Annotated in this window: 19 protein-coding genes; 1 reads left to right on the forward strand and 18 read right to left on the reverse strand. The window is 41.8% G+C overall.

The window, feature by feature from the left end; translation table 11 throughout:
• Positions 1–25: 25 nt before the first annotated feature.
• The 10 genes from J3L18_RS26020 to J3L18_RS26065 all read right to left on the reverse strand — a co-directional run bounded on the left by J3L18_RS26020 (position 26) and on the right by J3L18_RS26065 (position 12,011).
• Positions 26–2,746 (reverse strand): multicopper oxidase domain-containing protein, encoded by a 2,721-nt coding sequence (locus J3L18_RS26020; RefSeq protein ID WP_112658213.1) that lies wholly within the window; start codon positions 2,744–2,746, stop codon positions 26–28.
• Positions 2,747–2,820: 74 nt separating this feature from the next.
• Positions 2,821–3,270, reverse strand: a complete 450-nt coding sequence (locus J3L18_RS26025; RefSeq protein ID WP_112658211.1) for a heme-binding domain-containing protein — start codon at positions 3,268–3,270, stop codon at positions 2,821–2,823.
• A 4-nt stretch (positions 3,271–3,274) separates the two neighbouring features.
• Entirely contained in the window at positions 3,275–3,880 is a 606-nt protein-coding gene (locus tag J3L18_RS26030; RefSeq protein ID WP_112658281.1) for a DUF3347 domain-containing protein, read from the reverse strand.
• A gap of 76 nt (positions 3,881–3,956) precedes the next feature.
• Positions 3,957–4,457: a DUF3347 domain-containing protein gene (locus J3L18_RS26035; protein ID WP_112658209.1), complete on the reverse strand. Its 501-nt coding sequence runs from the start codon at positions 4,455–4,457 to the stop codon at positions 3,957–3,959.
• A 73-nt stretch (positions 4,458–4,530) separates the two neighbouring features.
• Positions 4,531–4,959 carry a hypothetical protein gene (locus J3L18_RS26040; RefSeq protein WP_112658207.1) on the reverse strand — a complete coding sequence of 143 codons (429 nt, stop codon included), beginning with the start codon at positions 4,957–4,959 and terminating at the stop codon, positions 4,531–4,533.
• Between the two features lie 91 nt (positions 4,960–5,050).
• On the reverse strand, positions 5,051–6,301 hold the full coding sequence (locus tag J3L18_RS26045) for a type II restriction enzyme NmeDI-related protein (protein ID WP_112658205.1): 1,251 nt from the start codon (positions 6,299–6,301) through the stop codon (positions 5,051–5,053).
• A gap of 160 nt (positions 6,302–6,461) precedes the next feature.
• The gene (locus J3L18_RS26050; protein ID WP_166091214.1) at positions 6,462–7,187 is read right to left on the reverse strand and encodes a class I SAM-dependent methyltransferase; all 726 of its coding nucleotides are present in this window, start codon (positions 7,185–7,187) and stop codon (positions 6,462–6,464) included.
• A gap of 258 nt (positions 7,188–7,445) precedes the next feature.
• Complete coding sequence (locus J3L18_RS26055; protein ID WP_129568225.1) at positions 7,446–8,543, reverse strand: multicopper oxidase domain-containing protein; 1,098 nt, start codon at positions 8,541–8,543, stop codon at positions 7,446–7,448.
• Positions 8,544–8,563: 20 nt separating this feature from the next.
• Positions 8,564–11,002 (reverse strand): TonB-dependent receptor domain-containing protein, encoded by a 2,439-nt coding sequence (locus tag J3L18_RS26060; protein WP_129568226.1) that lies wholly within the window; start codon positions 11,000–11,002, stop codon positions 8,564–8,566.
• A gap of 457 nt (positions 11,003–11,459) precedes the next feature.
• A complete protein-coding gene (locus J3L18_RS26065; protein ID WP_129568227.1) occupies positions 11,460–12,011 on the reverse strand; it encodes a hypothetical protein in 552 nt (183 codons plus the stop codon).
• Between the two features lie 321 nt (positions 12,012–12,332).
• Between J3L18_RS26065 and J3L18_RS26070 the strand changes: the two genes are divergently transcribed.
• On the forward strand, positions 12,333–12,566 hold the full coding sequence (locus J3L18_RS26070; protein WP_129568228.1) for a hypothetical protein: 234 nt from the start codon (positions 12,333–12,335) through the stop codon (positions 12,564–12,566).
• A gap of 315 nt (positions 12,567–12,881) precedes the next feature.
• Here J3L18_RS26070 and J3L18_RS26075 read toward each other — a convergent pair whose 3' ends face one another.
• From J3L18_RS26075 to J3L18_RS26105, 8 genes are all read right to left on the reverse strand, one after another.
• On the reverse strand, positions 12,882–13,049 hold the full coding sequence (locus J3L18_RS26075; RefSeq protein ID WP_166091212.1) for a hypothetical protein: 168 nt from the start codon (positions 13,047–13,049) through the stop codon (positions 12,882–12,884).
• A 171-nt stretch (positions 13,050–13,220) separates the two neighbouring features.
• Positions 13,221–14,618, reverse strand: a complete 1,398-nt coding sequence (locus tag J3L18_RS26080) for a vitamin K epoxide reductase family protein (protein ID WP_202985346.1) — start codon at positions 14,616–14,618, stop codon at positions 13,221–13,223.
• Positions 14,619–14,649: 31 nt separating this feature from the next.
• Positions 14,650–15,726, reverse strand: a complete 1,077-nt coding sequence (locus J3L18_RS26085; protein WP_112658277.1) for an NAD-dependent epimerase/dehydratase family protein — start codon at positions 15,724–15,726, stop codon at positions 14,650–14,652.
• A gap of 29 nt (positions 15,727–15,755) precedes the next feature.
• Positions 15,756–16,112: a four-helix bundle copper-binding protein gene (locus J3L18_RS31155; RefSeq protein WP_498366045.1), complete on the reverse strand. Its 357-nt coding sequence runs from the start codon at positions 16,110–16,112 to the stop codon at positions 15,756–15,758.
• Between the two features lie 102 nt (positions 16,113–16,214).
• Positions 16,215–16,559, reverse strand: coding sequence for a four-helix bundle copper-binding protein (locus J3L18_RS26090; protein ID WP_112658193.1), 345 nt, complete (start codon positions 16,557–16,559; stop codon positions 16,215–16,217).
• A gap of 40 nt (positions 16,560–16,599) precedes the next feature.
• A complete protein-coding gene (locus J3L18_RS26095; protein ID WP_112658191.1) occupies positions 16,600–17,220 on the reverse strand; it encodes a DUF305 domain-containing protein in 621 nt (206 codons plus the stop codon).
• Between the two features lie 29 nt (positions 17,221–17,249).
• Positions 17,250–17,927 (reverse strand): DUF305 domain-containing protein, encoded by a 678-nt coding sequence (locus J3L18_RS26100; RefSeq protein ID WP_112658189.1) that lies wholly within the window; start codon positions 17,925–17,927, stop codon positions 17,250–17,252.
• A 45-nt stretch (positions 17,928–17,972) separates the two neighbouring features.
• Positions 17,973–20,852: a multicopper oxidase domain-containing protein gene (locus J3L18_RS26105; RefSeq protein ID WP_112658187.1), complete on the reverse strand. Its 2,880-nt coding sequence runs from the start codon at positions 20,850–20,852 to the stop codon at positions 17,973–17,975.
• Positions 20,853–20,856 lie beyond the last annotated feature (4 nt).

Here is a 20,856-nt window from a genome sequence, read left to right on the forward strand (position 1 = left end):
CTTAGAAGCCGGCATTAAGTTAAATTTAATAAGTTACTGTTAAACCTGCACCCAATCCCATATCGCTGTCATAATGACTTGATAAGGAAAAGTATTTGGTGACAATATACCTTAGTCCTGCTGCATACTCTTTATCGGTGTTGATCATGAAATTCATACGAAGGCGTTTTGATAAAGGAATATCCTCACGGCCCAATTGAAACCGTAATTTACCGTCACCGTCAATACGCGCGTCTGCTATGACCAGCATCGGCAAAGTGTAGGCCATACCGGCTACCACAGTTCTGCGGCTTTCTTTGTTGCTTACCTGCCCGAATAGGTTCCTGTAATCGCTGCCAAAAATATTTTTTTCATTGGGATTAAATTGTTTGTAATGGTAATCGAATCCGACGTAAGGGAAAAACCATTGATTCCGGCCTATGTAACGACCAACCATCGTTTCACTCTCATAGCCCATTTTAGCATTTAACCCCAGGTGCCATATCGAGTTAGCTTTCCATCTAGTATTAGCAAACATGACTTCACCGTCTGTCCCACTACTTTCTAATCCGATACGTGCCATAGGATGGGGCATTTGATCGTCAGCATTTAAACGACGCCTTGCCAACTTGGGATCTGTAATATCCGTTTTATCAACCAGGGTATCTTGGTAACTAAATACCCGTCCCATTCCGCTCATCATGTGATACAAGATATGGCAATGAAAGAACCAATCACCCCCCGGCTCGGTCGCGGCAAACTCGATAGTATCACTTTCCATAGGCATAATATCCAGGACATTCTTCATCGGGGCATATTCGCCCTGCCCATTCAATACTCTGAAATCATGTCCGTGCAGGTGCATGGGATGTCGCATCATCGTATTATTATATAAAATGATACGGACATTTTCCCCCTTTTTGATCAAAATTTTATCCGCCTCGGAGACTACCTTGTTATCTATACTCCAGACATAACGATTCATGTTACCGGTCAAATTAAATTTGAGTTCTTTTACCGGACCTGGACGCAAGGTTGTTTTTTCAGGTGCCCGGAGCATTGCATAGCTTAGGGTTACAATATCTGCATTGCTATTTCCCATATCCATACCGGCCATGCTTTGAGCACCGCCCTGCGGCTGTATCTTTTCGCTACTATCCTTGGTCGGCGCAGGGCTTTTTTCCATATCGCTCTTCCGCATCTCCTGCTTAATTTTCACCGTATCAGCCGGATTTTCAGGTCCCGAAATCTCGGGATACATGACGGTGTTCATATCCATCTCCTGGTTTTTCATGTCCATCCCTTCCATCTTTACCAGGTTGCCCTTCATGTCCATCATGTCATTCATCATTTTCATGCCGGCAAAGTACTTTAGCTTCGGCATTTTTGCAGCCGCAACTTTTTCGCCACTACCCAGCCAGAGCGAAGCATGCTTGGTACGGTCCTCAGGGGTGACTAGAAATTCATAACTTTTATTTTCGGGGATCGTCACCACAATATCGTAGGTTTCTGATACCGCGATAATAAGCCGGTCCACTTCAACTGGTTCTACATCGTTACCATCATTGGCAACCACGGTAATCTTACCCCCCGCCCAATTTAGCCAAAAATAAGAAGAGGCTCCGCCGTTGGCTATACGCAACCTTACTTTATCACCGGCCTTAAATTGCGGCAGTGTAGACTGATTTTTACCGTTGATCAGAAAATTATCGTAAGCCACATCGCTCACATCCATAGCGGTCATTCTCTTCCACTCATTAGTCAGCTTAGTTTTTAAATGTCCGGTACGAATCGCTTCAGCATAGCTCTGGGTGGTTCCCTTAAGGATACTAAACCAGTCGGTTTGGTTGTGAAGACTTCTTTCCACTTCTTTGGGATTCATATCAATCCAGTCGCTCAGTACAACCGGGACCGTCGGAATATTCCATTCCTGCCTTTTTTTCATAATGAAGGCCCCGTACATACCGATTTGCTCCTGCAATCCTGAATGGCTATGATACCAGTGGGTACCATGCTGTACGATTGGAAACTTATAAAGATATTTGGTATGAGGTTTAATGGGCATCTGTGTAATGTAAGGAACGCCATCCATTTTATTGGGTAAAAACAATCCATGCCAGTGAAGTGAGGTTTCTTCATTCAATTCATTGTGAACCCATATTTCAGCGGTATCACCTTCGGTAAATGTCAGCGTGGGCATGGGGATCTGGCCATTTACTGCAATGGCGCGCTTTGATTTTTTCCCAAGCATTACCGTAGTATCCCTGATGTATAAGTCGTAACGGACGGTATGCGGAGGAGCAACAGCTGCAATCGTATTTATAGGGCCTAAATTGGCTTTGGCGCTTTTTATACCAGCCGCCGCAGCATCGTTGTCACCCATTTTCATTCCATCCATATTATCCGTTTTCTTGCCGTCGTCCTTGCCCATCGGCATTTCCATACCGGTTGGTTTTTCCGGATTTGATTTAGATTTCTCCTCTTCCATTTTCATTCCATCCATGCCACCCGTTTTTTTTGTGGTGGGATTTGCAGGCGTTTGCATGCCAGAGGCCTTTTTTGCAACGGTTTTGCTTTTTTCTTTGACCAGCTTCATACCACATTTTGGGCAATTGCCCGGCTTTGATGCATGAATTTCCGGATGCATAGGGCAGGTGTAAGTAACAGCCTGTTGTTTTTCCATCCCAGCCATATTCCGCATGTCGCCTTGAGCGAATGCCAGCTGTTTAAAACAAAGCATTACCACAATTACTAATATTTTTTTCATCTTTACATTTACATATTTAAGACACTATAGCTGGTCAGCCTTTCCGCGGCTGACCGGCTATTTTAGTCATTACTTTATTCATTGACCTTCCTGATCCAACTTTTAATCAGAGCCGTGTCTCGCGGATTAAGTGCAGCGTCGCGGTGAATAATCAGGTATGAAGGCAAAGGCATAGTTCCTTCATCTAAACTTGTGCTGATTGCCCGCAACTTGCTTCTTTTCTTTCTTGCCGAATATGTTCCGAATTCATCGAAGTTTAATTCAGCCTTGCCATTACGGACATGCCTGTCCAGCATCAGTCGCATCGGCTGCAAATGGGCGTAAAAGGGATAATTGGTGTTATTGCTATGGCAATCATAACAGTCTTTCTTAAAAATCGCCTGTACGTCCTGCGGCATGCTGTATACCTCAGCGATATTGTTCGCTGGAATAAGTTTACTCTGGTTGTATTCCCCGGGTATAAACTGAATAACAATAACCGCAATGATGACAACACCCAGCCCAATTAAAATTTTACGCTTCATGTTTCTATTTCAATTCTTCTTTAATCGAACCACAAGTAGGCATTGCCGAACCCAGGTAAGGGTTTTTTATCTCTTTTATTTCGCTTAGCCAAATGGCACCCTTTTTATCATTGAACATCGGGCAGCGGTCAACATATAAAGGCATGCTGGTTCCAAATAATTTTACAAGATCGTACATATCTTTACTCAGCATGTCGAAGTGTTCGCGTTGATGCGGTAATTTGCCGCCACTTATGCCAATATGCTCTGCCATTTCCTTCGCGTCATCAGCTATGTCTGTATACGACTTTTTTTGGTCTGCCGTCAATATAGATTTGTCGAGTTTAACAAAGCCCTCCGATAACGCTTTGCCGGCAGTAGCAGCATCGTTACTATTGTCAGCGGTTAAAGCATTCTTCAGTTGTAAATAATTAGCAATCATCTCCTTAACAGAAGCACTCGTTTTATTATCAACCCCTGGTTTTGATGAAGGAGATTCGGAGGTTGCCGCAGTTGCCACAGCTGACGTATCATTACCCGCTTGCGCAGTCGTGTTTTTAGTATTGTTATTACAAGCTGCTACAAGTAAAGAGGAAAGGCCAAGGGCCAAAACAATGATTAGATTTTTCATATTGTTAAAATTGAAAGTAAAATGCATCCGGAGCATAAAAACGCTCCGGGTACATCAATTAAATAATAGAGGTTAATTACTTATTCAGAGTTTCAGTTACTTTCCCGCAGGTAAGCATCTGGCTACCGAAATATGGATTTTTGATTGACGCATCCGCAGACAACCAATAACTTTTCTTCATTGGGCAATAGTCATAATAAACTGCCTGATCGGTCAGCTTTACAGCCTTAGCCAATTTAAAGAAGTTGGAAGAGAAATTAGCGAAGTGCTCGCGCTGATGGGCGATATCCTTGCTTTCTGAAATATGCTTGGCATCGAAGGCTAACTTGTCCTGGAATGACATAAAGGCATTCATATCAGCGGCAGGCAGCGATTTCATATCAACAGCATTAACCGCTTTGAGAAAGTCAGCTGCATGCGTCGCTGCATCGGTGCTGTTAGATTTGATCAAATCGTTCTTAACATCGTAATAAGAAGACAATAAAGAACCAAGTGCAGATGACTTTGCACTATTCTGAGTGAAGCCTTGGGTAAAAGTAGCTGCAGCTAATGCAACTAAAAGAAATATTTTTTTCATTTTGATTTAATTAATTTTAATAAACATTTAAGGCATGGCTAACCATGTCAACAAGTAACTAAAATTAAAAAAATCAAATTTGGAAACTCCGGATGATGAGCCGAATGCCCCTCGTCGGAGGCCGCTTTTGAGGTATCAGGTAATTAGAAGCTATATCCAAATCATATACGGGCACAAAACGGTAGTCGTAATATAAACCTGCAGAGATAAATGGAATCTGGATATGAACCTTCTCAGGTTGCGGAACAAGCTTAGCAAGCGCCGCAAAATTATTGGACATTCCCTGACAGCACGGGTCTGCTTTTGATTCAAATTGCGGACCGTCACTTTTCGGCTGTTGAAGGGACATCATCTTCATGTGATCATGATGAGCCGCGTGCAAACCATCTTCATGCAACACGCTTTTCCCCGTGCCCTCCACATTCATATGGAGCGCACAACTGAACCCGGCAACCGCGTTCAATAAAAAAACAGTTAAAAGAAATAGCGCCTTACTTTTCATTTTCCGAACAAATTTACATAACTATTTTTATAAATGTTTACATAATTCGGTAAAAAAATTACACAATTATCCATGGTTAAGCATATTGCAATCAACAAACGCATTTTGCTATCTTTTTCATGCTATGATGATCTTCACCTAATTTGCAGATTGCATCACAATATTGACGCAGGTCAGAAAAACAAATATAGGCCATTTGCATGTTCCCTTTACGGATAGAGGGCCTCGAAAGCTGCATGATGACATCCTTTTCCCGCTGATCCGGGACAACCAAATATAGCATTTCACCATCGTCCTGTACACTATAAATCAAATCAGTCAATCGTAGTATCCCCGAATAGATACTCGTACTCTTTTCGACTTCAAAAGCGGCAATCACTTTGGATGTGCCCTTAACGAACCACAAAACATCAATGAGTTTGACTGTATTCAAAATTTCTTTTTCAAGATCCATTTGCGGGAACTCTGCCAGGGAAATAAAAGTAAATTTATTTCCGTCCCAGGATTTGGAACGGTCATTAGATGCGGCTATTACATCATAGCCTAATGAGCACCCGATCTTTAAAAGGCGATACTGCATTTCATTATGTAAATGTTCATCTTCCGTTTCTGCCTTTTTGTCCTTATGCCGCTTTTCAATTAATTTTTCGAGACGAGTACGTTCAGTTTCTGATAGATATTCGTCCTTGCCTAACAACAACTTTTGCGTGCCAATCTCAAATAACAAACCGGCAAAAGCTCCAGTATCCAGCGAAAGTTCATTACAATATTTACGGTTCATATCCATAATGACCTCCCTGATCTTCAGGTACTCGCTCCAACTTCCCAGTTTCTTTTTGTCTTTAAATAAATAATTAAATCCATTGATGATCGCGGTGTTGAACGGCGGAATAAGTGTTGGATGTAAAAAATACAGGATACTGGCCACTGCAGGTCCTAAACCTTTTATCTTTAAAGCATCCAGCTTTTCAATTTCCCGCAGGATTTGGGCTTCATTCTTTGCGTTGATGCAGTTTTCCAAGAATTGTCCAAAAGCAATCTTATTTGCCTGGTTCTCATAAATATCGGGAATCCTTAGTTTAGGTTTCCAATAAAACGGGTGGGAAGCACCTTCAAAGACTTGTTTTTGTTCCGTAATGCAACTCAAAACAAATTCCAATGAAGATCCCTTAAAGTCATTGCCGAAACGTTTGGTCTTGATATCATCGATAACCTGCAATACCCCCCTACGGATAGAACGGAAGGCTTTTAAGCGTTCTTCATTATTGATGAACCAGGTATTATAGACGGATTCCTGATCATTCTTATACTGGGCAATGATAGATCGTAAATGTTCGCTCATGTTTAGCTTAATAGGCTAAGATAACAGAACTTTTTTTATTAATTCTAATCATTGCTAAATCATTAGAGCGATGAAAGCTTGTTTACTCAAGGTAAGCGTTAATAATATTATTTTGCGATCCAACGTGCTAAAGCCTGTTGTAGGGCTTTGAGATTGCGGATCAATCGTTCTTTATAACTATCCAGTAAAAATTTATTTTTCTGATTATCTGGTTGAATGGCTGCTTCGGATTTGCTAAGATCCGATGGCTGAATACTACAAAATCACTTTTTGCATGATGATGATAGTGATGTGCCATTTCGGCAAGACCTAATCCTTCGAAATACATTTTCGACCTGTTCGTGGCTTCTGCGAGTTCTTCAGGCTCATAAAAATGGGTATCTGTTATATGTATTTCACCACGGTCCGTTAAATGGTTTAGCGCCTCAATTATTACACCCGCAAAGGAAGCAAAATACTGTACAGAAGCGGAAAATAAGATAACATCAAATTTAAGTCCTGTTAAGCTTTCAGTTGGAAAGCTGTCATGGATAAATTTTAAATTTGACTTATTAAAAACAGCTATCGCCTGATGGATTTCGCTTTTGTTCGGATCTAATCCAATGATTTCAGTTTGCTGTATTTCGGCTAATTTTGCAGAAAGCCAACCATTGCCGCAACCTATCTCTAAAATCTTTAAGGGTTTCCTCTTCTTTTTAAGATAGTTGATCAATCTATCGCAGGATTTTTTTCTGATCTTCCACTCTTTAAAATGAACATGACCGGGTTCGATCTCGGGTAGCACCGATACCTGAAAATCAGAATAGGTTCTCTTTTCCTTTTGTCGCAAAAGGACATAAACCTTTTCAAAAACGGGATCATGATCTATATTATTAATCCTCAACACATGTATATCTGTATTTGAGCCCTAAAAAACAAGGGCTTCAATTAACATATACGCAAAAATAATAGATAACGTTGCTTCTAAATATAAGTAGTATGAGAACTCGCTTTGAAGCTTAACGACAGCATTTTTTTATAAATAAGAATTTGAAAAGCCAAATAAGGCCACTTTTAATCTTTTTCATATTTATGATTTCTATATTAAGGTATACGTTTAATCAGCCACGATTATTGTATGAACTTAACTGATTAGAGGCTCCGTTTAATTTACTTCATACATTGCAATCATTCCAGCCGCCAAATGATCATTCACATGACAGTGAAACTGCCAGCTACCGGTGTTGTTGGCGTTCATGTCAGCGGTAAGCAAGTTAGCAGGCCCCAAATATAACACATCCGTGCGACCGCCACTCACCGTAACGGTATTGCCATGCCAATGGGCGGTATGGTTATCCAGTTCATTTCCGAGGTCCATCACATACCAGCGTACTTTATCGTTAGCTTTGATCGCAGTAAATTTGCAATTTCCGTACATTAACCCATTCACAGAATGCTTCAGGTTACTTTCCTGGAAATCAGGATCATCATTACTTACGTGGTTTAACGTATATTTAGCTTTATTAGCTGACAGATAAAGACTATTATTCTCATCCATGATCATAAACAGGGCAAACTTCTCTTTGTCCATGTCCTTTGGTTTGTTTTGATCGAGATAACCTTTCCGGTAAATGACAATAGCACCGACAAGGCCCGCGTAAATATCCTTATTGTCTTCTTCCATGACATGGGAATGGTATATCCATCCAACAGAAGAACCATCCTCGCTGCCAGGCCCCGAATTTTCAGTGACTGCCCATTGATAGATAAAAGTTGCCCCAGGAGCGATGCCGGTAATCCCCTCATTATTGCTGTCGTAAACTACCCCATGAGGATGAATACTAAAAGGGAAGGTGGCTTTATTTTTAAAAATAACTTTAATACTGTCATTTACTTCCGCTCTGATGACCGGGCCGATCAGCCCCATGTCCGCCGATTCCTTTACTTTCGGTTGCGTGAAGCTGGCATCGGTATATTCCCGGTATACCGCCTTTATATATTTTTTGCCTATGCGGTCTGTGTCGTTTTGTAAATAAGTATTCTCCTTTATGCCGAAGGCAATCCCGGTTATTTGATTTATACCGGTCGGAGCGTAGTCCCATACTATCTCTTCTGCGGCTATATAATAAACCCGGGTGTTTGTCGCTGTAGTTAACCTCGAAATCGTTAAAATATTTTTATCTTTTTTACAGGCTGTCAAGATCATCAGAAAAACCAAGAGAATGGCTAAGGTGAATATGAGAGGTGATTTTTTTAATTTCATGGCTGTTTAATAAAAAATAATTAAAATTTAGCCCCTAGCCCAAAGTAGAAGCTTCTGCCTATTGCAGGAATGATTCCCGGCCCGGGATATTCATTCGTACGAATGGTGAAATATCGCTTGTCCGCAAGGTTATTCACCCCGAATTTTAAATTGTAGGAATGGAGGGTTAATTTGCCCGACCAATCTAAAACCTGGTAAGCAGGAATTAAACCGACCGCCGGATCAGAGCTATTTAGCGCGTTAGTGGCATCGGCATAAGACTTAGCCGTCTTACTGATCAAAAAGGTGGTAGAAAAAGGTTTATAAGAGTAAGTGATACCCAGCCTTTCTATAGCTCTTGGTGCATATTCGACATCCTTATTTTTAAATTCCCCTGTCGTGTAGCGCGCATCTATGTAGGAAAAAGAATTAAAAAAACTGATCTTGCCAAAAGAAGCATCGGGGAAGAAGGCCCTGGTTACATTCAACTCAATATAAGTTTCCAGTCCCCGGTGGACGCTATTGGCCACATTCGTGCGTAAGGTATATTCATTCCCCTGCGCATCTGTTTTTTGTATGATCCCAATCCGGTTATTATAGCGCAAATAAAAACCGCTGACATCAAAGTTAAAATAGTTTTTGACCGTTCCGCGCCAGCCTAAATCCGTGTTATAGCCATCGGCGTCTTTCATATTGGGGTCTATAACCGCGGTACTTGCAAATGGCGTAAGCTGGTCGTAAGTTACCGGCCGGTAAGCCTGTGAGATATTACCATAAATATTTGTGCTATTGGTGGTTTTGTATTGAAGACCTATTCCGAACAAGGCTACATACCTGTTTTTAGACCGATCAGAGGTCAGCACATCATTTCCGTCCGTAACATAGCCTTTCGCCGTGGAATTGATGTATTCATAACGAATTCCTGGTGTAATGGAGAACCTGTCATTAAGCTTGAACGTATTTTCTAAAAAGGGGGCGATATTTAAAGTGGTAAAATCAAGGTCATATTCATATCTTGGATCTAATAAGCTGAGGTCAAAATCGCTGCCGGTTGTTCCTTCACCGCCGCCTTGTCTTTTCATCCTACCTGTAAAAGCTCTTAATCCAGCCGCGAGTATATTCTCTTGCTTAAATAATTTGTAAGTATGCAATACACGAACCTCGGTCGTCCAGTTTGTAAACCGCTCTCTTTGAACTTCGCGATTCCCGTAAGCGTTGGTTACCGGGCTGATGGTGTCCAACTCGGCAGGTCCACCATCTTCATTTTTCCAAACGAGGTCGCGGGAACTTAACAAGACGGAGGATTTAAAATACAATAGCGTATGGGCCGTAAATTTATATTCTGCAGTCGCGGCAAAGATATTCCACGGACTGCGCAGCCAGTTCCTGGCACGGTAAGATGCCCGGCTGTCCAGATTGAATTGCACATCATCAAAACCACCCGGCATGTGGATACGGTTTCTCAAAATTGAATATTCCAATCCTATTTTTAGCCTGGCATTAGCCTGGTAATTAACACCCGCAAAACCGGAAACCTGCTGTACTTCCGAATTTGACCGCCAGCCTTGTATGTTTTTATATTGAATAAATCCATAATAATTAAATTTCCCTATGGTACCGCCAGCGGAGGTAAATGCATTAAATAGTCCAAAGCTTCCACCGGTTTCCTGAACATTGATCTCCAGTGGTTTATCTTTTACTCCCTGCTTAGTGATATAATTGATCACTCCGCCGAATTGGGGACCAAATTGCAATGACGACGCGCCTCTTGTAACCTCTATCCGTTCTATAGCTTCTAAAGGCGGGAGGTAATAAGCTTCCGGATAGCCATAAATATCAGCAGCGACATTATAGCCATTCTGTCTAGTATTTGTTTCAACTGATTGCGTTGGGTTTAATCCCCGGAATCCTATTCCGTTTGATGGAAAACCCCCGCCCTCCGTTTCTGAATAATTGGCGCCGGGAATACGTCCGAGAACCTGCCGCGGGTTATTTTGAGCGGTATTCGCATCCAGACTGTCCAGCAAAATGACCTCTGTTTTTTTACCAGCGTAAATTACCCCATTATGCACATCATTCAGATACCCCATACCGGTTATAGCTTTATAGCCCTTAACGGTCACTTCAGTTAACTGCTTTACTGCCACCTGGAGTTGGATATTAACTTGTACCTGTTCTATGCCGGTTAATACAATCGTCTTTTGCTGGCTAAAATATCCTTCCCGGCTTAGTTTGATCAGATGACTTCCATTCTGAATTTGAATAAACGAAAAAAAACCATTTTTGTCAGTCATAATCGTTAGCGTGTCCAATTGAACGGTGACTGCGGACAGGCTTATTCCGTTTTCGCCGGTAACGTGCCCGTAAATCTGATACCGCTTGATTTGAGCAGAAAGCGAAGATTGAATTATTAAAGACAACAAAATAAGAATTGTCGTCTTTGGTTTAGAAAGAAAAAAATTAAAGTAAGCTATATTCATTTTTATTTAGACTAATTACAAATAAGTCACAATGATACAAGAAATCACTTAGAAAATAAAACTTTATTAAAGTAAATTAAAAACTTCTTGCTGCAGTTGGCGTAAATCACACTTTCAAGGCTACATAGCCTACTCAATTATTTATGAAAGTTTAATGATTAATTTGAAACTGTGAATAGATATAGCCGAGTGTGAATAATTTGCTAAACAGTGTAAAACGCCGCTATTGTAATATTGAAGAGATTAATATAAATATTCAGAAAGAATCTTCACTTTAGGTTTTAAAGTAAGATAGTTTTTCGTTTTAAAAAAAAGATTGCTCGCAAAAGCTGGACGTAATGTCGTCCTCAGACTTGCGTCCTAATAACTGGAAATCGATTTAAATTTAAGGCATCACCTATTAAGATAAGTTTTAATAAGAAAACTGCGAAAAGGTCTCTATTAAATTCATGGGTCCTTATTTTGAAGCATTATATTGTTGTATCAATTTTCTGATAACCTTAAAATTGTATTTATTTTGTTGCTTGAAGGCAAGGTAGACCTGCTGTTTATCATTGATCAGATCGGTAAAGTGTTGGACTAATTGTTTGTCTGTTCCAAACAAACGCCTTTCGTTATTAATTTCGACCAGTGGCATATTCTTTTTATTTGCATACCAATACTTGGTAGTTGCTCTGTAACGATGAGATATCAATTCATACAAGTTAATTTCCCCGCGTTCGAGCAGGGCAACGAAAGTTGGCTTATCTTGACCTGGTAAAATGGCGGCTATGAATGTCTGAGGATTCATTTTTGACCAATGATAATCCTTTAGCTTATCTTCAGTTACCGACCCAAAATTCGTACTTCCGGGTAATTCATATAGAATATTTCCCAACCAGTTATATTTCAGTTTTACGGCGATGGTATCACCTTGTTTTGTAATAATATAATCGTTGGGCATCTTTTGAGCATAAGCACCTTTCAGGGATAAAAGAAGCACAATTGAGAGGGCGATAATCCTGGTCATAATATAAATTTTAATAGATAAAATTAACTTATTATTATGATGGTAACGTTATGAACTTGCCCATATTATGTAACAATACAGGTTGAAAGCAAAATTTAAAACCGCCTTTTAATTGACGGCGACAAAGGCGTATCTTATTCTGGCGTAATAAGAAATTATAAATGGTTCGTGTGACCGCTGTAGATCAAACGCTCTTTGCGCAGGATCTTTACCTTCGTTTTTCTGGATAATTCACCTACTCATTAATCCGGGTTCCGACCGTATATTTCGGATATCCACTATTTAATAAAACAAATGCGTTCGGGTAATCTTTATACTAATATGGAAAATCATTTCTTTATTAAAGCGCCTTTATGTTTTAACGCGCTGTCCAAAACCCTCGAAATCAATCACGAAGAGGAAATTTTCAGGGTCTCTTTAAATGGAACAACAATCGGCGCGGTTACCAGCAACGAAGATAAAAGCTGGGACCTGGCCGGGGGTGAACTTGATCAGGAAACAGTGAATTTGATAGGCGAAGGCATCGAAAAATATTATGATGAACATTACAGTTAATTTTTAATGTCTTAGTGCACTCAACCAGAAAAGCCCCGCCTAATCGTTTCGTAGGAAAACCCTTTGAAGAAGCTGCCTTTTCATTACCTGTCAAGATTCGTAACAATTGGGTAATTATCGTGCTTAATAATAGGATAACGAAAGAAAAGGAGGATGATTCCGAGTAAAGCGTATACCGCCAGGCTACTTTCGCTTTCATCTTTCGTTCTCATTTTATTAAAGCGTGCAGCCAGCACCTTTGTTCCGCCTTCCTGAATGTTTTTATATTCCGATTTGACGTAGGCGAGGATATTTTTTACATCCTGATCAGCAAGGTTAGTAAAACAGCCATGGCCTGCTGGTTAAACTGCTTATATATTTCCACCACTTAGGATCTTTCTTTGTGATCAGCGCCCGGTTATTTTGTATCCATTGGATCAGGTATTCCTCCTTATGTCCGATGGTAACCATCGGCCCGGGCCGGCCCTTCCGGTAGCGAGTCAATTTTATGACATGTGCCAAAATTATTGGCCGCCAATAACTTTTCCTTTCACCGCATCCGGGCCATTACAAAACAGTTACCGTAGTCGTTAGAACGTAAACAATTAAAATACTTTTAGCTGTGGTCTTATTTAATAGGTTTCATTGTTACGCTCTATGCCACGGTGCCGCTGTTTAAAAAATATATCGGTTAAATGTTCCGTATTTTTCCTTTATCCTTCCTTTTGGTAAACTAAGGGCCAGCAATACCAGACCGGACACTATGCCGTTCCATAAAGCAAAAGGCGGCACCCCTTTTACCAGAAGTATGGCTGCGATCAGCCAAAGGACGAAAATAAAATTAAGGAACCGTAAGGTCCGGCCAACCTCCGCCATGGCAATCACCGAAAAAGTGACCACTAATGCCCCAAGCGTTGTAAAGTAATTAGCGGTTTTACCGGTTATATTGAAATTTCCAGGATACAACATCCACCACAACCCTATAGCTGTGCACAACAGTAAACTCCAGGGCAGGTTCATTCCCCAGCCCATAGCCGGAAGTGTTTTGGAAATCGAATCCGTAAATAGCGGAGTGCGCACATCTTTACTGCCGCCTTTAACCGTGTCGCCCATCCAAAAAGTACGCCAAAAAGGCTTGCCTTCTTTTACCCGTCTGGTTAAAAATTGGATCATAGCTACCACTTCATCCAGTGTAAGGGGTATCATTACGACCATAGCGACAGCAGTTGTAAGACAAATAGTACACCAGTGTCCAACGGAAACCGGCTGCAATGTAATCAACACGATGCTGATCACACCGAGCGGAATGACCAGTATACCAAAAAAGCTGACCATCCATGGCATCGTACGCCACCGGTTCGACATACCCATATAGCCCATCAGCGCTTCTATGGTATAGGAAAGGTTACCCAGACCGGCATCAGATATAGGGAAAGATTTAGAAACCGAGGAGGTTAAAACCTTTTCAGTTCCCATGCTAAAAAAAGGGTCCCAGGCGTGATGGATATAGCCTAATTGATAAGCGGTTAAATAGCGGGAACAAAAAAAACCGATCCAGCCCAGTATGATAATGGGAGTGCGTTGCAGCCAGGTTGAAGGATTGTACGACCAGCCCGGCGGCGTATCTGGCCCCGGAGGCATCGTCATCATCATCTGCATCATACCAGGCATTTCCGGAATAAGCACCGATAAACCGATGGCAAAGACACCGGCTATACTATCAGTTATGTAAGCTGTCGCGTCGGGTGACCAAAAAATCAGCGGAGCGAACAGGAGCCATACACCAACAAACGCAGAAGCCCATGGTGCCCAAAGGCGGAAAGGGTTAGCCGAAAGTAAACTAAAGATAACCAGAAGCACCCCGCTGATAAGATCGCTATAGGTCATTGCGGCACTTTTATAACCAAACGTAAAAGGTGCTGCCATAAGAAAAAAACCGAGCAGGACATTCGTAACGTGTGTCCAATACAAGTTATTGTAATGTTCAACGATCATTTTTGTTTGATCTGCCAGCTGCTTTTGGGAAAATGGTTCACCTTGCGGCGACATGGAAGAATCATCGTGCTGCTTCATATAATTAGAATTTGGTTAAACCATAGTGGGGTTATTTTTTTAGTTTATTTACCTTATAGAACTTCTCTGGGTTTGCTTTTAGATTTTTAACAATTTCTGGCAAGGTATCGCTTAGCGCATGTTTTGGCCTCCAGTCGATCACCTGTTTTGCTTTCGTACTGTCCAGCTCGAAATGATCATCCGCCAAATCGATCATCCAGGGCTTTATAAATGCCTTGCCAAAAAGATTTAACATAAATGCGCCGGTTTTGGCAAACCACTTCGGTATCCGAATGATGTCTGATTTTTTGCCATTAATTGCTTTAGTGATGATATCCTGTAGTTCCTGATAAGCTAAGGTTTCGTTATCTCCGATATTCAAGATCACTTTTGGAGGCAACTCTTTCCTTTTGTCTATGACTTTAACAATAGAATCTACCAGATCATCAAGGTGAACATACGTACTGCCATGAGATATATCGCCAGGGTAAAGCCTTGCACTGATCTGCTCTTCATAAATACGCTGTATCTGGTTAGTAATGGGTATTGAATTGCCCTGTTCGTCATAAACGCCTGCTATACGCATTATCACGACCGGAATTTTACCTCTTTTCTCGTTCAGAACTTTTTCAGTTGCCACTTTTGACTTAGGGTAGTCCCACTTAGGCTTCAGCGGCCATTCCTCGTCCATTTTTACGCCCGGCGATGATGGTTTATATACAAGCATACTACTCGAAAATAAAAACTGGTCTACCTTAAATTTCTGAAGATTTTTTAATAACCTTTCCGTCCCTTTGACCGTTACTTTATCATATAAGTCAGAAGGCTTTCCTAAAAAATCGTAATAAGCTGCCAGATGTACTACAGATGCAATTTGGTTTCCGTAAGCATACCGAATCCGTTCAAAAGCAAATTCGACGCTTTGATCAGAGGTAAGGTCAACACAAATGCATTCAGCTTCGGCAGGTGGAAAAGGATAACCGGCGTTGTCTAATCCTGCAATAAGAAATCTTGAAGCCAGCTTTTCAATAAGCGCGGTACCTATCAACCCGCTGGCACCTGATACAACGATCAGTTCCTTCTGTATTGCACGGGGTTTGTTTGTCCTCTCTGTTTGTTCTTTTTCCATCTGTTCTACCAATTTAAATAGGTGGTTTTTTAATTTAAGCAATTCAGCCGCGAAAGTATATACTGACAGGCTTGCGCACATTCCGCGCAAGCCTGACTGCATTCACTGCTATGTTCAATTCCCATGCCGCAGAGCCTTTCGAGTTCTTCTCCGCAGGAAGTACAAATAAATGCACAAACCTGGCATAAATGTGGGGTAGTGATGTCATCCATTGTCAGCTCTAACGCCATTGCCCGGCAAACAGACGCACAATCCAAAGTCATGCGTATTCCCGTTTCCAACTCAGGTAAGGAAGCCTGTTGCATATTTTGAGCGGAACAGTATCCACAAATCTCAGCACACCGCTCAAACTTGTGGATAAGTTCCTGTTGATATAGATTGGACATCGTTTACTTTAAAATAATAATCGGCATAATCTCACCTTGATTTCTTTTTGACGAAACATTTGCTGCAATAATGTCAAGCGTACCAAAAGTGTCATTTCATAATCAAACACTAGTAGCCATTTGTTCACAGGCTTCAGCGCATTTGCGGCATGTTTCCGCACATTCGCTACAGTGTTCCATGCCCATCTGCGCATGTTTTTCGCATTCTTCCGCACATGCTTTGCAAACATCGGCACAGATACGGCACATATGCGCGCTATACTCACTGCCTAAACTCATCAACTCCGCCGCTGAACGGCAAACGGTCGCACACTCCAAATCAAGTTGAATACACCTTGCCATCATTTTGACTTCTTCCTCATTTAAGCATTCTGTAGCGCAATGGCTACAAGCAACCGCACATGCTACACAAGCATCAATGCAATCTTTGAATTTTTGATGTGACATAATTTTTCGATTATATGGTTAGAATTAATGAATGATGAAGTTATTTATTACCATTTGCCAGCAGCCAATCCTGAAACTGACCGATCTCTTTGGTTTGGCTGTCTATAATACTTTGGGCCATCGTTTTCATCGCATTTTCCGAACCCTTCAAAAGTTCTAAGCGTGAATTTTCAGTTGCCGTTTGGTGATGCCCAATCATAAGTATGGCGAAATCGTGATCGATCCTTCCATCGATAATCTGTAGATCGGCTTGTTTCATGCCTTTTTGCATATCCATCATCTGTTGCATGTCGAAATCCGGGTCGTTGCCGTGTGCCGGATGTGATTTTAAAAACGATGTCAACTGGGCAATCTCTGTCTGCTGAGCTGTAATGATGGATTGAGCCATTTGCTTCATGGTTGCATCAGTTCCGCTTTTTAGTTCAAGGTTGGCCATGTCAATTGCCCCCTGGTGATGGATGCGCATCATCAGCGCGAAGTCGTTATCCGGATCCTTGGTCATTTTTAACGTATCCATTTTCGCCATGGTAGCGTGCATGATCGCCATCATTTGATTTTGGTCATGCGCCTGTAATTGCAATTGGTTGCTGTTGTCTTTCTTACATGCACTGCATATCGCCATAAAAGCAGTTAAGATTGAAAGTTTAAATAGAATTTTCATGGTAATGTGTTTATATTAAATTATCGATTTTATCCTTTATGATTGGTCTTCCATTGCTGGAACGCTTTGATATCCTGGCTTTGCTGCGGAATGGATTTTTGTGCCATTGAACGAAGTTTGTCTGTTTTGCTGTAGGCTATTATACTTTTTGCCATTTGAATGCCGTCGGTATGATGTTTAATCATCATGTCAGCAAATTCATGATCCACCGAGGACATCGACATATGGCCCGGTTTTATCATAGACATCATATCATCTTGCATCGCTTTTGCCGGTCCTGAATTTTTTTTCATGGGATCATAGTTTTTCGGGGCGCTTTGCAAAGAAGCGATCAACTTATCCAAGTCTGAAACTTCCTTCGTTTGGTCATCAATGATCTTTTGGGCCAGTGTTTTCAACTTGGCGTCTTTGCCGTCCTGAAGTTCGATTTTGGCCATATTAATGGCTCCCTGGTGGTGGATTTTTAACATCGACGCGAAATCGAGGTCGACGATGCCTTTCATTGGCTGCGACTCCATATCTTTCATCATCTTATTCATTACCTCCATTAATTCGTCACCATGGAGCGCTTTTTTAATTTCAGAGCTTGAAATATTAAGCACTGCATTTGCCGGTAACCGGCCAGTCCCGATAACTGATCCATTAGCGTTGTTTAAGCTTATTGCATTAATTGTCAAAAATGGGATGATTAAAATTGCTGTTTTCATAGTTTTAGTTTTAGTTTTATTTGTTTTATGATTACATGATAGATTTTATAAGATGATGGTCAGACCTCCGCCAAAACCATATTGGTTATCGTAGCTTGCCGAAACCGCAAAATTTTTGGTAAGGATATAACGCGTGTCGACCTGGAACTCATTATCTGTATTATAAGAGGAGCCCATGTACAGCCTCGTAGTAAGTGGTATGTCCTCCCGGCTAATCGTGAAGCGAAACTGCCCTTTACTGCTGATACGCGCATCTGTTTGTAAGAAAAGCGGAAGAAGGTAGCGCAAACCAACTACCGCGCTGTTATCGCCGTTACGACGAAACAGCCTCCCCTTTTCTGTCTGCTCAAAGTTGCCCCCCACATAAGCAGCCAAATACTGGTTATTATCCAGGTACCGCTGGAAACGCGGGTCAATTTCATAACGTCCGTCGTAGCTGAACCTGTAATTAGCGTTGAATTCATACCGCGTATTCGATATGAAAATGGACCCGACACTGGTTTGTGAATGAAAGGAGGCCATGCCCCAGGTATACCACCGGCGATCATCTTTTAAAAGGGGGTTATTTTTCTGATAGGGCGCAACCTCGGCATTGCTGGGGTTATCTTCATAACGGACTACTCTGGCCATACCGGACATCATATGATATAAGGTATGACAGTGAAAAAACCAATCATGCGCTTCATCTGCTAAAAATTCAATCGTCTTAACCTGCATAGGTTCGATACTGACGGTATGCTTCAGCGGCGCGGAATCACCCATAGCATTCAGAACCCGGAAAAAGTGCCCATGCAAGTGCATAGGATGCTCCATCATCGTGGTATTATGTAAAACAAACCGTACAACCTCGCCTTTTCTGATCAATAATTTGTCTGCTTCCGATAGAGCTTTATTGTTGATCAGCCACGTGTAGCGAATCATACTGCCGGTAAGATAAAGGTGGTAAGTCCTGACCGTATGGTTCCCTTCTATGGCTGTGGAACTGTTGGCCTGAAGCATATCGTAGGTCAGTATTTTCCCTTCACCACCTAATCCAAGCAGCATAGAACCACCCGGCCCCATCTTTGTGCCCTTACCGTCATCGGTCATATTCATGCTTCCCATGTCTCCCATATCCATGTTACCCATGTCTTTCTGCTGGCCGCCCATACCTGGTTTCGTGTCTTTCATGGGCATTTTTTTCCCTTTTTCGCCGACCATTTTTTTCATGCTTGAATCGCCCTTCATGTCCATGCCGTTCATCTTCATTTCAGGCATAGGCTTAGCTGCTTTATCATCCATTTTCATGTCACCCATATCCATGCCATCCATTTTCATTTTGCCGGTACTTTTGCTGAATTCCAGGCCGTCGTTTTTTACTTTTGAGTTGGGCACGGAATTCATAGACATATTCATCTGGCTCATCATCCGGTTAAAGGTGTGCGTCAATTTATAATACGGCACGGGAGGAATGTCTTTCACTTTAACTTCGGCACCAGAACCAAACCAGGCCGACACTTTCCCTGAGACATCCTGATAGGTCGCACGGAATTCATATTTGCCTTTTAAGGGTATTTTGACAAGTACGTCATAAGTTTCTGCCGTTCCGATCAGGATCTTGTCAACCGTCACAGGTTTTACAGCCAGGCCATCAGCCGCGATCACCGTCATCTGGCTTCCGGCGTAATTCAACCAAAAGTAACTGGAAGATGAACCGTTGATAATGCGCAACCTAACGATCTCGCCCGGTTTGAATTTCGACAACTGCTGATCAGTATAGCCATTGACCAGAAACCGGTCGTATTTGACATCCGCCAGATCCATGGCCGGCATACGCCTCCAGTCCAGCTTTAATTTATCGCCCAGGTAACCTTTTGTGATCGCTCCGCCGTAACTGAGTACGCTTCCTTTCTGAATGGAGAACCAGTCGGTTCCACGTTTTAACATCCTTTGCACTTCTTTCGGTTTATAATCCGTCCAGTCGGAAAAAAGCATCACTTGTTCGGGGTATTCTTTGCTTTTCATTTGAGGATGTATCACAATGGAGCCGTAAAGACCAGACTGTTCGTCCAAATCTGTATGTGAATGATACCAGAAAGTACCGGTTTGCCTGAGAGGTATAATAAACAGATGGGTGGAATCCGGCATGATCGGCACTGTGGTCAGATAAGGCACACCGTCGTACTGATTGGGCACCAAAACACCATGCCAGTGAATAGACGTTTCTGTTTTCATCCGGTTGTGAACACGAATATAAGCAGTGTCTCCTTCCGTAAATGATAGCGTGGGGCCTGGTATATGGCCGTTTATCGCCATTGCTTTTACCGGTTTTCCGGTATAGTTAGCAATAGTATCCGTGATATAGAGGTCGTAGTTTATCCGTTTGCCGGCATGAATAAAATGATCATTCAGGGTAGAGGACATACTGGCTATAGTGTCCTTTCCCTGTTTAGTCATCGCTTTCATAGGCATACCCGGCATCCCGTCACCCATTTTCATTTGTTTCTGCATATCCATTTGCTTCATGCCAGTATCTTGCATCTTCATTCCGGGCATTGCCGTTTTGTCCTTCATATTCATTCCGGGCATACGTTCCTTGCTCATTTTCATCCCTGGCATTCCCGTCTTTTCCTTCATATTCATTCCGGGCATACTTTCCTTGCTCATATTCATCCCTGGCATGGCCTTACTTCTTTTTTTAATGCCCGAACGCTTACCTGAACTGCCCTCCATTTTCATCCCTGGCATCCCCGAAGTATTTTTTGAAGGCACATGATGAGTCACCGCAGTCGACTTTGCAGGTTTTTTTATGACATTTTTTGAGGCAGGCATCGGCATTTTCATGTGCATGGTGGTGTCGCCCATACGCATTTTTTTTTGTTGACATTGGGCTGAATGACCAAATCCAAGCAGTAAGATGATTATTAAGTTAATGGTGATTTTCATGAGC

Origin of the sequence: Mucilaginibacter gossypii (assembly GCF_017569325.2) — a bacterium.
GTDB lineage: Bacteria > Bacteroidota > Bacteroidia > Sphingobacteriales > Sphingobacteriaceae > Mucilaginibacter > Mucilaginibacter gossypii.

Bases quoted from the DNA above. Each gene is read 5' to 3' on its own strand.
- J3L18_RS31155 (WP_498366045.1), bottom strand. From the start codon at position 16,112: ATGTCCAATCTATATCAACAGGAACTTATCCACAAGTTTGAGCGGTGT.
- J3L18_RS26080 (WP_202985346.1), bottom strand. From the start codon at position 14,618: ATGAAGCAGCACGATGATTCTTCCATGTCGCCGCAAGGTGAACCATTT.
- J3L18_RS26020 (WP_112658213.1), bottom strand. From the start codon at position 2,746: ATGAAAAAAATATTAGTAATTGTGGTAATGCTTTGTTTTAAACAGCTG.
- J3L18_RS26035 (WP_112658209.1), bottom strand. From the start codon at position 4,457: ATGAAAAAAATATTTCTTTTAGTTGCATTAGCTGCAGCTACTTTTACC.
- J3L18_RS26065 (WP_129568227.1), bottom strand. From the start codon at position 12,011: ATGACCAGGATTATCGCCCTCTCAATTGTGCTTCTTTTATCCCTGAAA.
- J3L18_RS26100 (WP_112658189.1), bottom strand. From the start codon at position 17,927: ATGAAAACAGCAATTTTAATCATCCCATTTTTGACAATTAATGCAATA.
- J3L18_RS26040 (WP_112658207.1), bottom strand. From the start codon at position 4,959: ATGAAAAGTAAGGCGCTATTTCTTTTAACTGTTTTTTTATTGAACGCG.
- J3L18_RS26090 (WP_112658193.1), bottom strand. From the start codon at position 16,559: ATGTCACATCAAAAATTCAAAGATTGCATTGATGCTTGTGTAGCATGT.
- J3L18_RS26070 (WP_129568228.1), top strand. From the start codon at position 12,333: ATGGAAAATCATTTCTTTATTAAAGCGCCTTTATGTTTTAACGCGCTG.
- J3L18_RS26030 (WP_112658281.1), bottom strand. From the start codon at position 3,880: ATGAAAAATCTAATCATTGTTTTGGCCCTTGGCCTTTCCTCTTTACTT.
- J3L18_RS26095 (WP_112658191.1), bottom strand. From the start codon at position 17,220: ATGAAAATTCTATTTAAACTTTCAATCTTAACTGCTTTTATGGCGATA.
- J3L18_RS26105 (WP_112658187.1), bottom strand. From the start codon at position 20,852: ATGAAAATCACCATTAACTTAATAATCATCTTACTGCTTGGATTTGGT.
- J3L18_RS26085 (WP_112658277.1), bottom strand. From the start codon at position 15,726: ATGGAAAAAGAACAAACAGAGAGGACAAACAAACCCCGTGCAATACAG.
- J3L18_RS26025 (WP_112658211.1), bottom strand. From the start codon at position 3,270: ATGAAGCGTAAAATTTTAATTGGGCTGGGTGTTGTCATCATTGCGGTT.
- J3L18_RS26055 (WP_129568225.1), bottom strand. From the start codon at position 8,543: ATGAAATTAAAAAAATCACCTCTCATATTCACCTTAGCCATTCTCTTG.
- J3L18_RS26060 (WP_129568226.1), bottom strand. From the start codon at position 11,002: ATGAATATAGCTTACTTTAATTTTTTTCTTTCTAAACCAAAGACGACA.
- J3L18_RS26045 (WP_112658205.1), bottom strand. From the start codon at position 6,301: ATGAGCGAACATTTACGATCTATCATTGCCCAGTATAAGAATGATCAG.